Source organism: Saccharopolyspora sp. NPDC002376 (assembly GCF_053593195.1).
The window spans coordinates 14,868-30,834 of record NZ_JBSFBZ010000021.1 but is presented as its reverse complement, the minus strand read 5'-3'; the positions used below and the strand labels follow the sequence as shown (position 1 = coordinate 30,834).

Sequence of the window (15,967 nt, the reverse complement as noted above, 5' to 3'; positions counted from 1 at the left end):
ACGACACCTGTGGACGACTTCCCGAACCCGGGCTCAGCCGCACGACGGTGCTTTGTTTCAGCATGTGGACGCACCTGTTTCACTAGTTAGGCTGACCGCTCGCGACTGGGCGTTGGGGCCGCACGCGGGCCACTCCCGCACACCATGCTCCCTTCACACCCGCGCAAGATCGTTCAACGCGAAGGGGATGCAGTGTCCACGCAACCGGTCGCCAGCGGGGAGCAGGTGCTCATCCGCTCGGCTCGGGACGTCACCGATCTGGTCAACTCGGGCGCTGCGCGGGGCAGCCACGCGAAGATGATCGTGCTGCTGGCGCTCGGCGGCATCTTCCTCGACGCCTACGACCTGACCTCGCTGGCCTACGGCATCACCGACATCAAGGAGCAGTTCGGCCTGTCCCCGGTCGGGGCGGGCGCGGTCACCGCCTCGATCAGCGTCGGCGCGATCCTCGGCGCCTGGCTCGGCGGCATCCTGGTGGACCGACTCGGCCGCTATCGCGTGTTCATGGCGGACATGCTGTTCTTCGTGGTCTCCGCGCTCGGCTGCGCGCTCGCGCCGAACATGGAGGTCCTGATCGTCTTCCGGTTCCTGATGGGTTTCGGCGTCGGCATGGACATCCCGGTGGCCATGGCGTTCCTGGCCGAGTTCTCCCAGTTGCGGGGCAAGGGCAGCAAGGGCTCGCGCACCGCTGCCTGGTCGCCGGCCTGGTACGTGGCCACCAGCGCCTGCTACTTGGTGATCATGGGCCTGTACTTCGTGCTGCCCGACCAGCACCACGACCTGCTGTGGCGGTTCACCGTCGGCTTCGGCGCGGTGCCCGCGCTGGTCATCCTGCTGGTGCGCAACAAGTACATGAACGAGTCGCCGTCCTGGGCGGCCAACCAGGGCGACCTGGAGCGGGCGGCGAAGATCCTGCGCAAGTCCTACGGCGTCAACGCCGTGGTCGCCCCCGACGCGGAGGTGGCTGTTTCGAAGGCCGATCGCAGCGGCCTGCGAGACTTCGCACGGCTCTTCGAGCGCCGCTACCGCGGCCGGACGTTCCAGGCGCTGGCCATCGGCCTGGCCCAGACCTTCGGCTACAACGCGGTCGCCTACGGCCTGCCGATCATCATCACCAGCATCCTCGCCCAGGGCGCGCTCAACACGATCACCGCATCGCTGGTGCTCAACCTGGTCTTCGCGGTCACCGGTGGGCTGCTCGGCATCCGGCTGGCCAACAAGGCCGGGGCCTGGAAGCTGACGTTCCTGGGCTTCGCGGTGCAGCTGGCGTCGCTGGTGGTGCTGGCGCTGATCGGCAAGCCCTCGGCCACCGCGTACGTGCTGTTCGCGATCTTCGCGCTGGGCGCGTTCATGTTCGCCCAGGCATCCGGACCGGGTGCGCACTTCATGAGCTTCGCCTCGCTGAGCTATCCGACGGAGATGCGCGGCACCGGCATCGGCTTCAACCAGGGGACCCTGCGGGTCGGTTCCACGATGGCGCTGTTCTTCTTCCCGGTGCTCAGCGCCGCCCTCGGCAGCGGAGTGTTCTGGGTGATCGCCCTCGCCCCGCTGATGGGGCTGGTGGCCCTGCTGGCCAAGCGCTGGGAACCGGTCGGCTACGACGCCGATGCGGTCGAGGCCGAGTGGCAGCGGGAAGTCGTTGACGAGGTGCCGTCCCGCGGCTGAAGATCGGGTTCCCGGCACCCGTGAGACCCCGGAGCAGCCCCCGAACGCTCAGCTGGGATCACCGCAAGCTCGGCGGCACCTACTGAATCGAGACCTGCTGGGCTTCCGCATCGTGGGACGCGCTTCCCGGAGTAAAACCACTGGCGCCGACCGCCTATTCTGGGAACGTGAACTGGACCGTCGACGTCCCCGTGGACGACCTGCCCGAACTGCCGCCGCTGCCGCCTGAGATGCGCGCCCGGCTCGACGACGCCCTGGCGCGTCCGGCCGCCCAACAGCCCAAGTGGCCGGACCAGGAACAGGTGAACAACGTCCGGAAGGTGCTGGAGAGCGTTCCTCCGGTGACCGTCCCCTCCGAGGTCGACCAGCTGCGCCAGCATCTCGCAGCGGTCGCTAGGGGCGAAGCCTTCCTGCTCCAGGGCGGTGACTGCGCGGAGACGTTTGCGGACAACACCGAGCCGCACATCCGCGGCAACATCCGCACCCTGCTGCAGATGGCGGTGGTGCTGACCTACGGCGCGAGCATGCCGGTGGTCAAGCTCGGCCGCCTCGCCGGGCAGTACGCCAAGCCGCGCTCCAGCGACACCGACGCGCTGGGCCTGCCGTCCTACCGCGGTGACATGGTCAACTCGATCGTGGCCACCGAGGAGGCGCGCCGCCACGACCCGTCGCGGCTGATCCGCGCCTACGCCAACGCCAGCGCCGCGATGAACCTCTCCCGCGCCCTGACCAGCGCGGGGATGGCCGCGCTGACCAAGGTGCACGACTGGAACAAGGACTTCGTGCTCAACTCCCCGGCCGGGGAGCGCTACGAGTCGGTGGCCGCCGAGATCGACCGCGGCCTGCGCTTCATGGCGGCCTGCGGGGTCGATGACTCCAGCCTGCACTCGGTGCAGTTCTACGCCAGCCACGAGGCGCTGGTGATGGACTACGAGCGCGCCATGCTGCGCCTGGACACCACCGGTGAGAAGCCGCGGCTGTTCGACCTGTCCGGCCACTTCCTGTGGGTGGGGGAGCGGACCCGCCAGCTCGACGGCGCGCACGTCGCCTTCGCCGAGATGATCTCCAACCCGATCGGCGTCAAGATCGGCCCCGGCACCACGCCGGAGCAGGCCGTGGAGTACGTCGAGCGGCTGGACCCGAACAACGAGCCGGGCCGGCTCACGCTGATCAGCCGGATGGGCAACGGCAAGGTCCGCGACGTGCTGCCGGAGATCGTGGAGAAGGTCACCGCCTCCGGGCACCAGGTGATCTGGCAGTGCGACCCCATGCACGGCAACACCCACGAGGCCAGCACCGGCTACAAGACCCGCCACTTCGACCGGATCGTGGACGAGGTGCAGGGCTTCTTCGAGGTCCACCACCGCCTCGGCACCCACCCCGGCGGCATCCACATCGAGCTGACCGGCGAGGACGTCACCGAGTGCGTGGGCGGCGCGCAGGAGATCTCCGACGCCGACCTCTCGGGCCGCTACGAGACGGCCTGCGACCCGCGCCTGAACACCCAGCAGTCGCTGGAACTGGCGTTCCTGGTCGCTGAGATGCTCCGCGGCTGACACCAGCTGAGCAGAAGGCCCGGAACCCACGAGGTTCCGGGCCTTCTGTGGCCGTGAGCGTTTTGGGTCGTCATAGCAGCCCGAAGTGCTCACTGCTGCTGACCAGCGTTTTCAGAACCCGTGGCGGTGCGAGCGCCGAGGGTGGGCTATGCGCCTAGGCGCATCAAAGACAAAGGATCAGAAACAGGCACTCAGGCCTGCCGTTGATGCACGGGCGTGCGGGAGAGGCGGCCGAACGCTTCGCTGAGTCCCAGCGGGTCGTAATGGACCAGCGATCGGGCGCCGAGCACCGCGGCGCCGATGCCCACGGCGACGAACGGCCAGTTGTACATCGCCTGCTCGCCGTCGGGGTAGTACGCCAGCACCAGCGCGATCGACGCCCCGACCACGTAGGACAGGGCTCGCGGAGTCCAGGCGAACGCCGCGCCCAGCGCGAGGCCCCAGGTCGTGTACCAGGGCAGCAGGACCGGCGACAGGAACGCGCCGAAGCACAGAACGATCGCCGCGCGACGCACCGCTTCGGGACCGCCGTCGCGCGCCTGCCACCAGTTCCAGGCGAGGATCGCCACCAGCAGCAGGGAACCGAGCGTGCGGGTGGCGCCCACGAACGGCCAGATGTTGACCTCGCCGAACAGCGACACCAAGCTGTGCACCGCCTGGCCCACGGCCGTCGGCGCCGACAGGTAGTTGACGATCATGCCGGGCGCCGACAGCGCGCCCAGCCAGCCGAAGCCGACCTTGGCCAGCAGCGTGCACCCGCCGAAGATCACCACGAAGATCCCGAGCGAGGGGGCCACCGCGCGCAGGAACCGCTGCCACAGCGGACCGGTCAGCCGGGACGCCCAGATCCACACCAGGAACGGCAGCGCCAGACCGGCAGTGGCCTTGATCGCCATCGCCGCCGAGGCCAGCGCCATTCCGCTGACGTGACGGCCCTCCAGCACCAGCAGCGTGCCGACCGACAGCAGCCCGATCATCAGCATGTCGTTGTGCGGGCCGCCCACCAGGTGCACCACCGTCATCGGGCTGGCCGCGACCAACCACAGCGCTACCGGCAGCCGGCCGCCGAGGTGGCGAACCAGTCCGGGCAGCGCGCAGATCAGCATCACCAGACCACCCAGCAGCACCAGCCGCATCACGACGACGCTGATGATGATGTCGTGCCCGGCCAGCAGGATCACGCCCTTGGCCACGCCCATGAACAGCGGCCCGTACGGCGCGGGCGTGGTCTGCCAGGTCGGGTGCACGTTCTCCGGGATCGGGCCGGTGAGCGCGGCCGGACCGACGCCGTAGGGGTCGAGACCGTTCAGCGCCAGCAAGCCCTGGCCGAGGTAGCTGTAGACGTCGCGGGTGAACAGCGGCGGGGCGATGAGGATCGGCACCAGCCAGGCGACCGTCGCCCACAGCACGCCGCGGGAGGTCACCAGGTGGGCCAGCACGCCGCGGCCGAGCCGCACCCACGCCCACACCAGCAGGGCGAACCCGATGTAGACGACGGCGACCGCGACGTCGCGGCCGTGCCCGTGGCGCAGCACCAACAGCGGACCGGTGTCCAGGACCGGGTCGTGCACGAGCGTTCCGGCAGCGCCGAAGGAACCGATCAGCAGCAGCACGGAACCGATCGCGCCCAACGCGATGGTGCGCAAGGGCAGCGGACGGCTCTCGTGCCGTTCGCCAGCGGCCTGGTCGGCTGTCGTGTTGTTGGCCTGCTCGGGCCAGTCGGGTGCCGACTCGGTGGAAACACTCGGGGGCATCGTGCTCGCAATAGTTCCACAACCGGCCTGCGTCTCGGCTGTGACCAGGCGAGATTGTCCGAGTCGACGCCGATCAGGTGAGTTCGAGAGGCTGGTAGCCGCAGGTAGATCCCACATCGGGAAAACGTTACGCAACCCGATGGAGATCAGGATCACAGTGCATCACAGCGCCGTGACGTGGATCTCGCTTCCCGGTTCGACCTTGGAGCCCGGCAGCGGGTACTGGCCGAAGATGATCATGTTCTCCCGGTGGAAGATGGCGTTGACGTTGAGCGTCAACCCCAGCGCCGCGACCTGCTGCTGCGCTTCCTCCACGCTGACCCCGTTGAGGCTGGGCACGGTCACCGCATTCGACAGCTTCACCCCGATGCGGGGCTTGCCGACCAGCTTGATCTCGGTGCCGATCTCCGGATCGGTGCCGATGACGTGGTCGGCAGCCACGTCCGAGTTGAACTCGCGGTCCAGTTCGTAGGGCTCGAAACCGGCGTTGGTCAGCGTGGTGAAAGCGTCGTCGCGGCTCATCCCGCGCACGTCGGGCACCGGCACCGGCGGCGGACCCTTGCTGACGATCAGCGACACCTCGCCGCTGATGTTCAGCGGGGTGCCGGGCGCCGGGTCGACGCTGATGACCCGGCCTTCCGGCACGCTGGTGTGGAACTGGTCGGCCGACTCGTCGTGCTTGGGCTTCAGCTTCGCGTTGCGGATGATGCTCTCGGCCTCGGCCAGCGGGGTGCCCTCGGCGATCTCCGGCACCTTGGGCTTGCCCAGCGACACCACGAGGTCGACGCTGCTGCCGCTGCGCACCTGCGAACCTTCGCGCGGGTTCGAGCTGATCACGACGCCTTCTGGCACGTCGTTGTTGTTCTCGCGGGTCACGTTGCCGGTCAGCTCGACATCCGAGAGCGCCTTCTGCGCAGCCGCCTCCGGCTCGCCGACGAGCTTGGGAACGTCGATGTAGCTGCCCAGACCGAGCCAGAACGCCGCACCTCCCACGAGAGCGGCGAGCACCAGGACGATCGCGGTCCAGATCGCGACGGTCCGCCGCCCGTTCTTGCGCTCGCGGACCGGTCCCGCCGGGACCCGCGCCATCTCCTGCGTGAAGTCGTCGTCGGTGGTCGGACGCAACATCGCCCGGGTGGGATTCGGCTGCTGCGGTGGCGGTGCGGCCTGGACGGTCGGGAACTGTACGGTCGGCGGATCACCCGCGACAGCGGGCATCAGGGTGGTGTTCTCGGCCGACTCGGGGACCGGCACCGGGACCAGCGAGATGCCGAGCTCGTCGCGCGTCTGCTGCAGCTCGGCGAGGAACGCCTCAGCGCTCTGCGGGCGCTGCGCCGGATCGCGGCGGGTGGCGCGCACCACCAGGTCGTTGACGACCGGCGGGAGGTCGGGGATCTGCTCGGCCGGCGGCGGGACGTCGTCGTTGACGTGCCGGTAGGCCACCGAGAGCGCGGTGTCGCCGACGTAGGGCGGCCGGCCGGTGAGCATCTCGTAGAGCACGATCCCGGCCGCGTAGACGTCGGTGCGCGCGTCGGCGGCGCCGGTGGTGACCTGCTCGGGGGAGAGATAGGCGACGGTGCCGAGGATGACGCTGCCGCTGGTCGTCCCGGCCTCGGCGGCCGCCCGGACCAGCCCGAAGTCGGCGACCTTGACCGAGCCGTCGGTGCCGATCAGCACGTTCTCCGGCTTGACGTCGCGGTGCACCATCTCGGCCTGGTGCGCGGCCTGCAGAGCGGAGAGCACGGGCTCGATCACGCTCAGGGCCGTCGCCAGCGGCAGTGGCCCGCGCTCGTCCATGATCAGGTCGCGCAGCGTGCAGCCCTCGACCAGCTGCATCACCAGGAAGACGTGCTCCTCGCCGGTGCCGTGGTCCACGCCCTGGTCGTAGACGGCCACGATGTCGGGGTGGTGCAGCTTGGCCGCTGCCCGGGCCTCGCGTTCGAAGCGCTCCACGAACGACCGGTCGCCGGAGTACTGCGCATCCATGACCTTGATCGCCACCGGCCGGTCCAGCCGGGTGTCCAGGCCTCGGTAGACGGTGGACATGCCACCGCGGGCGATCAGCGCGTCGACCCGGTACCGGCGTTCGAGCATGGCTCCGACGAGGCTCGCGCCGCGTTCTCGCCGTGTCTCAGAAGTCATATTCCGCCAACCGCCGGGTAACCGTTCCTCCCCGATTGTGGCAGGTGCGGACGACACGCCGGGGCCAGGCCGTGGGATGGGTCATGATCTTGATCGGATGGCGGGGTGCGTGGATCTTCTGGCCGGTGGCACTCGGCGTCGGACCCTGCGATGTGGCAAGGTATGTAATGTGAGTGCGATCCCCGCTGCCCCGGATGTGCTCGCTCCCGATGTGGAGGTCGTTCCGCTGGACGCCGTTGCTGAACGGCTCGGGCGGTCCGTGACCCGGGTGCACCAATTGATTCGTGATGGACATCTACTGGCTCTGCGCCGCGACGCCGTGCTCGGCGTTCCCGACGCGTTCCTCACCGGCAACGAGATCGTGAAGGGCTTGCCCGGCACGATCACCCTGCTGCGGGACTCCGGCTACCACGAGGACGAGATCCTCCGCTGGTTGTTCACGCCGGACGACTCGCTGCCGGGAACCCCGATCGACGCCCTGCGTGGCGACCGGGGCCGGGAGGTCAAGCGCCGGGCTCAGGCAATGGGCTTCTGATCTGCTCGTGAGCGGCGACGGTGGTGCGAGCGACCATCGCCGCTCACGGCCCGACAATCCTCTGAGCTGCGAGTTTCCCGGAGATCAGGACCGGTGGAACGCCGACTCCCGGCGTTGTCCCGGAGCCTGCCAGCACCACGTTGCCCAGGCCGCGAACCAGGTTCCGCGGCCGGAACGGACCGGTCTGCGGGAAGGTGTGCGCGGCCGAGAACGGCGTCCCGGCGGCATGCCCCTGAGCTGCCCAGTCCGCGGGCGTGACCAGCTCCTGCACCTCGATCGAGGAGCCGAAGTCGGTGAAGCCGCGACGCTCCAGAGCGCGCAGCAATTCATCGCGATATGCGGGGCCGATGCGGTCCCAGTCGAAATCACCGGTCGCCAGGTTCGGGCACGGCGCGAGCACGTAGTGCAGCTCGCGGCCCTCCGGAGCCAGCGTCGGATCGGTCGTGGTCGGCCGCGTGACCAGCAGCGATGGGTCGCTCATCAACGAGCCGTCGCGGATGATCTCGGTGAACGTCCGGTTCCAGGCATCGCCGAAGGAGATCGTGTGGTGCGCGTCGGACCAGCTGCGCGTGGTCCCCGCGTGCAGCACCACGGCCGACGGTGACCAGCGCAGACGCCGCCGCGGCCGCAGTCCGAGCAGCCGGTGCACGACCGGCAGGTCTGGGGTGAGCACGAACGCGTCGGCCTCGATGCGTTCACCAGCCGCAGTGCGCGCTGCGGTGAGCCGGTCGCCCCGCCGCTCCAGATCGGTGACCTCGGTGTCGTACCGGAAAACAACACCCGCGTCCGCAGCTGCGTCGGCGAGCGCCTGAGGCACCGCGTGCATCCCGCCGCGCGGGAACCACACGCCGTTGATGGTGTCCATGTAGGAGATGACCGCGTACAGCGCGAGCGCGCGGCGCGGATCCAGGCCTGCGTAGAGCGCCTGGAACGAGAACACCCGGAGCAGCCGCTCGTCGTGCAGGAAACGGCCGATCGCCGGGCCCAGGCGGCCGAAGCCGCCCAGCGCGGTCAACCGGGCCAGTTCCGGCGACACCAGGTCCAGCGGCGAGTCGAAGTTCGCGTCGATGAACCGGTGCATCTCCGCCCGGTACACCTCGGTCAGCCACTGCCGCAGCCGCCGGTACCCGGCCGCCTCCGCCGGTCCGGCGAAGCGGCGGACCTCCTGCTCCATGGCCTCGGCGTCGGTGTGCACGTCCAGCGTCGAGCCGTCGGCGAAGCGCGCCTGGTACGCCGGGTGCAGCGGGATCAGGTCGAGGCGGTCGGCCAGCGAGTCGCCGACCGCGTGCAGCGCTTCGTCGACCAGCTCGGGCATGGTCAGCACGGTCGGGCCGGTGTCGATGCGGTAGCCGTCCAACCGGTGCAGCCCGGCGCGGCCGCCCGGCAGCGACGCCCGCTCCACCAACGTGACCTTGCGGCCGGCCCCGGCCAGGTGCAGCGCGGTGGCGAGCCCGGCCAGCCCGGCGCCGAGGACCAGGACGTGGTCGCTGGGGCCGGTGGTGGTGCGCATCAGCGGGTGCGGTCGGTGACGGCGACCGCCAGCTCGGCGAGCCGCGACGTTGCGGGTTCGGCCAGGTTCGCGCCGTGCAGCGCGAGCAGCGCCGATCCGGTCAGGTCGGTGATCCGCTTCTCCACCGCGGCCACCGCGCCGAGCCGGGTGAGCACTTGCCGCGCCTGCTCGACGCGCTGCTCGTCCAGCTCGGGGTCGCCGAGGACGCTGTGCAGCAGGCCCAGCGCTTCCTGGTCGTTCTGCTCGCGGGCGGTGGCCGTGGCTTCGGCGATCAGCACCGTCCGCTTGCCCTCGCGCAGGTCGTCGCCCGCGGGCTTGCCGGTCACCTCGGGGTCGCCGAAGACGCCGAGCAGGTCGTCGCGCAGCTGGAAGGCGACGCCGATGTCGGAGCCGAACCGGCGCAGCGCCTCCAGTGCCTCCGGGCTCGCGCCGGCGATCTCGGCACCCAGCTCCAGCGGGCGCTGCACCGTGTAGGACGCGGCCTTGAGCTGGCAGATGCGCAGCGCGGCCTGCGGGGTCTCGTCGCCCCGGACCTGACCGAGCACGTCCAGGTACTGCCCGGCGAGGACCTCGGTGCGCATCGCGCGCCACGGCCGCAGCGCTCGGTTCAGCGCCGTCGGCGGAATGCCCGCGCTGTGCAGCATGTCGTCGGCCCAGGTCAGCGCCAGGTCACCGAGGAGCACGGCGCTGGCCATGCCGAACTGCTCAGCGTCGCCGGTGAAGCCGGACTCCTGGTGGACCTGCTCGAACTTGCGGTGCACGGTCGGATTGCCGCGCCGCGTGTCGGACTCGTCGATGAGGTCGTCGTGCACCAGCGCGCACGCCTGGATCAGTTCCAGGGCGCTGGCGGCGCGCAGCATCGCCACCGCCGCTGGGCCCTCGGCGCTGCCGCCGGCCGCGCGCCAGCCCCACCAGGCGAACGTGGGGCGGATCCGCTTGCCGCCGTTGAGCACGAAACCGGCCAGCTCGGCCACCGCAGCCCCGAAGGCCGGGTCGAGGTCGAGGGCCTCGGACCGGCGGGACTGCAGGAATTCGGTCAGCTTCTGCTGGACCTGATCGGGAAGGCTCGACTCCACGACGGTGTCCTTGCTGGTTGCTTCTGCGGTAACCGAATGTGATGTGGTCACGGCTCCATCCTCCGCGATGCCCTCCGCGTTCGGCTGCCCGGGCTACCGGTTAGCTCCCAGTCATTGGGAAGACTTCGGAGCGTAGTCGATTTGTCCCTATGCTGAGTGGCATGGCAGTGGTGGTGGATCGGTTGCGCACCAAGCGGACGACCTTCTCGGTGGAGTTCTTCCCACCGCGCAACGACGACGAGGAGCGCGTCCTCTGGCGGGCGGTGCGCGAGCTGGAACCGCTGGACCCGGCGTTCGTGTCGGTGACCTACGGCGCGGGCGGCTCCAGCCGGGACCGCACGATCCGCACCACCGGGCGCATCGCCCAGGAGACCACCCTGACCCCGATGGCGCACCTGACCGCCGTCGACCACTCGGTGGCCGAGCTGCGCAACGTCATCGGATGGTACGCCGCATCCGGCGTGCGCAACGTGCTGGCGGTTCGCGGCGACCCGCCGGGCGACCTGAACGGCGAGTGGGTCCGTCACCCGGACGGGCTGGAGTACGCCGACGAGCTGGTGCGGCTGATCCGCGAGCTCGGCGACTTCTGCGTCGGGGTGGCGGCGTTCCCGCACGGGCATCCGCGCTCGGCCGATCTGGACGTCGACGCGGATCACCTGGTCCGCAAGGTCCGCGCGGGTGCGGGGTTCGCCGTCGCCCAGCTGTTCCTGGAACCGGAGTACTTCCTGCGGCTGCGCGATCGGATGGCCGCGCGCGGTTGTGACGTGCCGCTGCTGCCTGGCGTCATGCCGATCACGACGCCGCGGGTGCTGTCGAAGTTCGGCGAACTGGCCGGAGTTCCGGTGCCCAGGGCGATCGAGGACCGGCTGCTCCCGCTGGCCGACGACCCGGCCGGATTCCGCCAAGCCGGGGTGGACGTGGTGACCGAACTCTGCGCCCGCCTGATCGCCGAAGGCGTTCCTGCGCTGCACTTCTACACCCTCAACCGCTCCAAAGCGACGCGCCAAGTCGTCGCCGACTTGGGCCTGTGACGGAGCTCGTCAGGCGGCCTGGTCGGCGCGGTTGCGGAGGTGGTTTCGCAGGGCGAGGACGGCGACCAGCGCGGCGGCGACGAAGGTGAGGATCACGACCAGCAGGGCCCAGCCGACCCAGTCCGCGCCCGCGGAGTTCGAGAACTGGTAGATCGCCGACATCTGGGTGACCGCGCCCGGCTGCAGCGTCCAGCTGACGGTGCCCGCCGACTCCTGGCCGTTGGTGTTGGTGATCTCGCCCGGCGCGCTGATCTTCAGGTCCACCGCGGAATCGGTGTCGGCCAGCGGGGTCAGGTCCACTGAACCGTCGAAGATCACCAGCGAGCCGGACCGCGACAGCTTCAGCTGGTACCGGGAGTCGGACTGGCTCAGTCCGGCAGCCAGCTCCTGGACTTCCTCGAAGTTCAAGTCGTGGAAGGACAACCGGGAACCCACGCGACCCTCGCCGCGGTACGGCGCGACCTCGACCCGGTCGGCCAGCGAATCCGGCGGGTGCAGCTGGAACGGCACCTGGCCGTCGGGGGTTTCGGTGGCCACCAGCACTTCGCCGGACACCAGGTCGTCGCCGGAGACGTTCATCGAGGCGTTGACGCGCAGGCACCCGCCGAGCAGCGTGCCGAGCACGATGATCAGCACCAGCAGCGATGCTGCGCGGCGACGCGGTTTCTTGGCCTCCACCTGCGAGATCTTCGCATCCAGCAGCCGATTTCGCCGACCGCGAGACCCCTTCGTCGTAGTGCGGGTGGGGACTGGGCACCCGCGATAGCGTGGCTGCCATGGGAGTTGACCACAACGGCGTGCACGAGATCAGCGATCGGTTCGTCGACGAGCTGGCCGCGCTCGACCCGATCACCGCGACGTACCTGGGTGTGCCAGGTGGAGAAGAAGAACTGACCGACTACTCGCCGGACGGGCACCGGGCCCGCGCCGAGCTGTCCCGCCGCAGCCTGGCGGCGGTGGAAGCCGCCGAGCCGCGCGACGATTCGGAGCGCATCGCCCGAGCGGTGTTCTCCGAACGGGTGGGGCTGGACCTGGAACTGCACGAGATCGGTGCGGACATGTCCGCGCTGAACGTGATCGCCTCTCCCGCGCAGGAACTGCGGCAGGTCTTCGACCTGATGCCGACCGACACCCCGGATCACTGGCGGACCATCGCCCGCCGGCTGTCGAAGATGCCCGAGGCATTGCTGGGCCTGCGCGTCGGCCTGCTGACGGCGGCCGCGGACGGCAACCTGTCGGCGGCGCGGCAGGTCCGCAAGGTCGCTGAGCAGTGCGACACCTGGTCCGGTCGCGGTGGGCAGTCGTCGTTCTTCGCGGCGATGGTGGAGCGCGCTGACGGCGTGGACGAGTCGCTGCGCCGCGACCTGGACACGGCGGCGGAGTCCGCGGCCGAGGCCTACGCCGGGCTCGCGGACTTCCTGCGCGGCGAGCTGCTGCCGAAGGCGCCGGAGAAGGACGCCGTCGGCGAGGAGCGGTACCGGCTGTGGTCGCGGTACTTCACCGGCGCCCGGCTGGACCTGCGCGAGGCCTACGAGTGGGGCTGGGCGGAGTTCGCCGGCATCGAGGCGGAGATGAAGCAGATCGCGAACCGGATCAAGCCGGGCGCGACGCTGGCCGAGGCCGCCGCGGCGCTCGACGCCGACCCGCGCTACCAGGTCCACGGCCAGCAGGCCTTCGAGGAGTGGATGCAGCGGCTGTCCGACCAGGCCCTGCAGGACCTGCGCGGCACGCACTTCGACATCCCGGACCCGCTGATGGAGCTGGAGTGCCGGATCGCCCCGCCGGGCGGCGGCGTCGGTGCCTACTACACCGGGCCGACCGACGACTTCTCCCGGCCGGGCCGGATGTGGTGGTCGGTGCCCGCCGACAAGCAGGACTTCCCGACCTGGCGCGAAGTGTCCACCGTGTACCATGAGGGCGTGCCGGGACATCACCTGCAGGTGGCGACCGCGGTGCACGAAGCGCAGCGGCTGAACAAGTTCCAGCGGTTGGCCTGCTTCGTCTCCGGCCACGGCGAGGGCTGGGCGCTCTACGCCGAGCGCCTGATGCGCGAGCTGGGCTACCTCGAGGACGACGGCGATCTGCTGGGCATGCTCAACGACCAGCTGTTCCGCGCGGCGCGAGTGGTCGTCGACATCGGCATGCACCTGGAGCTGGAGATCCCGGCGGGCACCGGATTCCACGAGGGCGAGCGCTGGACCCCGGGGCTGGGCCTGGAGTTCATGCTCAACCGGACGATCACCGACCCGCAGCACGTCCGCGACGAGATCGACCGCTACCTGGGCTGGCCCGGCCAGGCGCCGTCGTACAAGCTCGGCGAACGCCTCTGGCGCGCGGCCCGCGAGGACGCGAAGCAGCGCCACGGCGCGAACTTCGACGTCAAGCAGTTCCACACCACGGCCCTCCGCATGGGCGGCATGGGCCTCGACACCCTCCGAGAGCAACTCGCTCAGCTCTGATCTCGGTGAAGTCAAGGATCAAAGACGGGCGCTGAGCTCAGCGTGAAGGGCGCCTCCGATCGGTTCGCTCCGGTCGGAGGTGCCCGTCACGCGTCTTCGGGCAGCTCTTCGAGGGGGAGCGGGCGGCCGAGGACGGCGAAGGGACGCGGGTCGCCGGTGAAGCGGTAGTTGCGCAGGACGTCGGTGAAGCCGACCCGCCGGTACAGCTTCCAGGCGCGCGTCGGGCCTTCCGGGGTGGACAGCAGGACCTTGTTGCCCGGCGCGTCGGTCAGCAGGCGGCGCAGGATGCTCTCGCCGAGGCCGGCGCCCTGCGCGGCCGGGTGCACGTGCAGCTCGGTCAGCTCGAAGTAGTCGTCCAGCCAGTCGCCGATCGCGACCTCGCTGGCCATCAGGCCGCGGCGGACCTGCTCGTGCCACCACTGGCCGGGGGCACCGAGGTAGCCGTAGCCGATGCCGATGAGCTGGTCCTGCTCGCTGAACGCGCCGATGCAGCGCCAGCCAGCGCGCAGCATGTGCGCCGACCACATCGGGGCGCGCTGTTGTGCGGTGCTGGGCGGGTAGCCCATCGCGGTGACGTAGACCTGCAGGGCCTCGGGCAGGCGGGCCCGCAGCTGGTCGGTGGTCAGCTCGGCGATCCGGTCACAGCGGGGCGAGGGTGCGGCGGTCACGGCCGAACATTAGCCGGTTCGCGGTGCGAGGTCCTTCCTGGCGTGCCCTCCGGGTGTCGGCGCGGTCACCTCGTGTTCGATTCGTCCTTTCGGGTGGTCATCTTCGCTGGCCATGACTCGAACAGGTGAGCTACGGCGCAGTGCTTGAGTCGATCGGCCGAGCGCGCTAATCTGAAGATGTTCGAACGAAGGTTCGATGAACTTGAGTTCGAACACCGGGTCCGGTGGTGGAGTGGGGGAAGCACTCCGCCACCGGGCCTGCCGCCTCGGAGAGCAGCTGCTCGGGGACGTGTCGTCGCTGGGCAGCGCGGTCCCCGGGCGGTGTGGACGGCTTCGTCGTGCAGAGGAGAGCGCCGATGTCTTTTTCCGCCGATCTCTCGATTCCCGCTCCGCGGAGCTCCGTGGAGAACCAAGGCCCGACCCCCGAGGCGGAAACGCCGGCGGGTTCGCTGTCGTTGCTGCTAAACGCCCGGACCTGCCTGCACGAAGCGGCGCAGGCGAAACACCCGGGCGAGCGGTACGTGTCCGCCCACGTGGCTGCGTTGCGCGCGGCCACAGCGGTGGTGGTGGCCCGTTCCTGGCAGCGCGAGCGGGGGCGTCCGGTCAGCGTGTGGACGTTGTTAACCGGGGCCGCCCCGGAACTGCGGGAGTGGGCGGCCTACTTCGCGGCGCGATCGGACCGGCGCGCGGTCGCCGAGGCCGGCGTGCCGACGATCACTTGGCTCGACGCCGACGGACTTTTGGCGCGCAGCCGGGAATTCCTGGACATCGTTGGGCGCAGCTTGTTGGGGGTGGCGCGGTGAACGGCACTGAAGTGGGACTGGACTACGGGCGGATGCTGGACCTGCTCGGCATCGAGGCGCAGCTGCTGACCGCGGCGACGCACGACGCGCACCCGGACGCTCCGGTGTGGAGCGCGTCCGGGCGGACGTTGGGGCAGACCGTGCGGCACGTGGGGGACCTGTGCGAGGACGTGTTGTGCTGGCTCGGTTCCGCGGAGATGGAACGTGAGTGGGAGCTGCCGGAACAGCCCGAACTCCGCGAGGTGGCGAGCCGGTTCGCGGTCCGGTTGGCCGGACTGCTGGCGGAGTTCGGGGCGCGACCACCGCACGACCCGTGCCCGACCTGGTGGCCGGAGCAGCACGAGGTGCGGTTCTGGCTGCGCCGGATGCTGCACGCCACCACGGTGCACCGGGTGGACGTGCAGACCGCGGCGGGCGTGGAGCGGACCGCGATCGAGCCCGACGTGGCGACCGACGGCATCGACGAAGTGCTGCGGGCGTGGTTCGACTACCGGCTGCGCGCGCTGGGCATCACCGCGAGTCATCCCTGCTCGGTGGGGGTGTACGTGGACGGCCGCAACTGGCTGGTCACCGCGGATCAGCACGGGACCGCCGTGGTCAGTTCGGACGACGTGGCGACCACGACGCCGGATGCGGTGGTGGGCGGTGACGCGGCGGCGGTCTACCTGTGGATGTGGGGTCGACTGCCGAACCGAGCGGTGGAGACCAGTGGGGATCCGAACGCGGTGGCTCAGCTGTGGGGGTTGCTGCAACTCGCCACTCGCTGAC

At 70.1% G+C, this 15,967-nt stretch carries 13 protein-coding genes; 7 read left to right on the top strand and 6 right to left on the bottom strand.

What is annotated here, in order from left to right:
* Nucleotides 1-192 precede the first annotated feature (192 nt).
* The gene (locus tag ACWCO2_RS16320) at nucleotides 193-1,665 is read left to right on the top strand and encodes an MFS transporter (protein ID WP_450128550.1); all 1,473 of its coding nucleotides are present in this window, start codon (nucleotides 193-195) and stop codon (nucleotides 1,663-1,665) included.
* Nucleotides 1,666-1,832: 167 nt separating this feature from the next.
* On the top strand, nucleotides 1,833-3,221 hold the full coding sequence (locus ACWCO2_RS16315; RefSeq protein WP_450128549.1) for a class II 3-deoxy-7-phosphoheptulonate synthase: 1,389 nt from the start codon (nucleotides 1,833-1,835) through the stop codon (nucleotides 3,219-3,221).
* Nucleotides 3,222-3,412: 191 nt separating this feature from the next.
* Here the strand turns inward: ACWCO2_RS16315 and mptB are convergent, their stop codons facing one another.
* Both mptB and pknB read right to left on the bottom strand, forming a co-directional pair.
* Entirely contained in the window at nucleotides 3,413-4,975 is a 1,563-nt protein-coding gene (gene mptB / locus ACWCO2_RS16310; protein WP_450128548.1) for a polyprenol phosphomannose-dependent alpha 1,6 mannosyltransferase MptB, read from the bottom strand.
* Nucleotides 4,976-5,137: 162 nt separating this feature from the next.
* Entirely contained in the window at nucleotides 5,138-7,117 is a 1,980-nt protein-coding gene (pknB, locus tag ACWCO2_RS16305; protein ID WP_450128547.1) for a Stk1 family PASTA domain-containing Ser/Thr kinase, read from the bottom strand.
* Nucleotides 7,118-7,286: 169 nt separating this feature from the next.
* On the opposite strand from pknB, the gene ACWCO2_RS16300 reads away from it, so the two are divergent.
* Complete coding sequence (locus tag ACWCO2_RS16300) at nucleotides 7,287-7,652, top strand: Rv2175c family DNA-binding protein (RefSeq protein WP_450128546.1); 366 nt, start codon at nucleotides 7,287-7,289, stop codon at nucleotides 7,650-7,652.
* A gap of 43 nt (nucleotides 7,653-7,695) precedes the next feature.
* Here the strand turns inward: ACWCO2_RS16300 and crtI are convergent, their stop codons facing one another.
* Together crtI and ACWCO2_RS16290 are read right to left on the bottom strand one after the other, a co-directional pair.
* Nucleotides 7,696-9,162: a phytoene desaturase family protein gene (gene crtI, locus ACWCO2_RS16295; protein WP_450128545.1), complete on the bottom strand. Its 1,467-nt coding sequence runs from the start codon at nucleotides 9,160-9,162 to the stop codon at nucleotides 7,696-7,698.
* The gene (locus tag ACWCO2_RS16290; protein ID WP_450128544.1) at nucleotides 9,162-10,289 is read right to left on the bottom strand and encodes a polyprenyl synthetase family protein; all 1,128 of its coding nucleotides are present in this window, start codon (nucleotides 10,287-10,289) and stop codon (nucleotides 9,162-9,164) included. Before ACWCO2_RS16290 ends, crtI begins: the two co-directional genes overlap by 1 nt.
* Nucleotides 10,290-10,399: 110 nt before the next feature.
* Between ACWCO2_RS16290 and metF the strand changes: the two genes are divergently transcribed.
* Complete coding sequence (gene metF / locus ACWCO2_RS16285; protein ID WP_450128543.1) at nucleotides 10,400-11,269, top strand: methylenetetrahydrofolate reductase [NAD(P)H]; 870 nt, start codon at nucleotides 10,400-10,402, stop codon at nucleotides 11,267-11,269.
* A gap of 9 nt (nucleotides 11,270-11,278) precedes the next feature.
* Here metF and ACWCO2_RS16280 read toward each other — a convergent pair whose 3' ends face one another.
* The gene (locus ACWCO2_RS16280) at nucleotides 11,279-11,947 is read right to left on the bottom strand and encodes a DUF3153 domain-containing protein (protein ID WP_450128542.1); all 669 of its coding nucleotides are present in this window, start codon (nucleotides 11,945-11,947) and stop codon (nucleotides 11,279-11,281) included.
* 98 nt (nucleotides 11,948-12,045) lie between these two features.
* Here ACWCO2_RS16280 and ACWCO2_RS16275 point away from each other — a divergent pair, with 98 nt between their 5' ends.
* Entirely contained in the window at nucleotides 12,046-13,728 is a 1,683-nt protein-coding gene (locus ACWCO2_RS16275; RefSeq protein WP_450128541.1) for a DUF885 domain-containing protein, read from the top strand.
* Between the two features lie 86 nt (nucleotides 13,729-13,814).
* Here the strand turns inward: ACWCO2_RS16275 and ACWCO2_RS16270 are convergent, their stop codons facing one another.
* A complete protein-coding gene (locus ACWCO2_RS16270; protein ID WP_450128540.1) occupies nucleotides 13,815-14,396 on the bottom strand; it encodes a GNAT family N-acetyltransferase in 582 nt (193 codons plus the stop codon).
* A 356-nt stretch (nucleotides 14,397-14,752) separates the two neighbouring features.
* Here ACWCO2_RS16270 and ACWCO2_RS16265 point away from each other — a divergent pair, with 356 nt between their 5' ends.
* On the top strand, nucleotides 14,753-15,199 hold the full coding sequence (locus ACWCO2_RS16265) for an SAV_6107 family HEPN domain-containing protein (RefSeq protein ID WP_450128539.1): 447 nt from the start codon (nucleotides 14,753-14,755) through the stop codon (nucleotides 15,197-15,199).
* The gene (locus tag ACWCO2_RS16260) at nucleotides 15,196-15,966 is read left to right on the top strand and encodes a maleylpyruvate isomerase N-terminal domain-containing protein (RefSeq protein WP_450128538.1); all 771 of its coding nucleotides are present in this window, start codon (nucleotides 15,196-15,198) and stop codon (nucleotides 15,964-15,966) included. The genes ACWCO2_RS16265 and ACWCO2_RS16260 overlap by 4 nt, the downstream gene beginning before the upstream one ends.
* Nucleotide 15,967 lies beyond the last annotated feature (1 nt).

Bases quoted from the DNA above. Each gene is read 5' to 3' on its own strand.
- mptB (WP_450128548.1), bottom strand. From the start codon at position 4,975: ATGCCCCCGAGTGTTTCCACCGAGTCGGCACCCGACTGGCCCGAGCAG.
- pknB (WP_450128547.1), bottom strand. From the start codon at position 7,117: ATGACTTCTGAGACACGGCGAGAACGCGGCGCGAGCCTCGTCGGAGCC.
- crtI (WP_450128545.1), bottom strand. From the start codon at position 9,162: ATGCGCACCACCACCGGCCCCAGCGACCACGTCCTGGTCCTCGGCGCC.
- metF (WP_450128543.1), top strand. From the start codon at position 10,400: ATGGCAGTGGTGGTGGATCGGTTGCGCACCAAGCGGACGACCTTCTCG.
- ACWCO2_RS16275 (WP_450128541.1), top strand. From the start codon at position 12,046: ATGGGAGTTGACCACAACGGCGTGCACGAGATCAGCGATCGGTTCGTC.
- ACWCO2_RS16265 (WP_450128539.1), top strand. From the start codon at position 14,753: ATGTCTTTTTCCGCCGATCTCTCGATTCCCGCTCCGCGGAGCTCCGTG.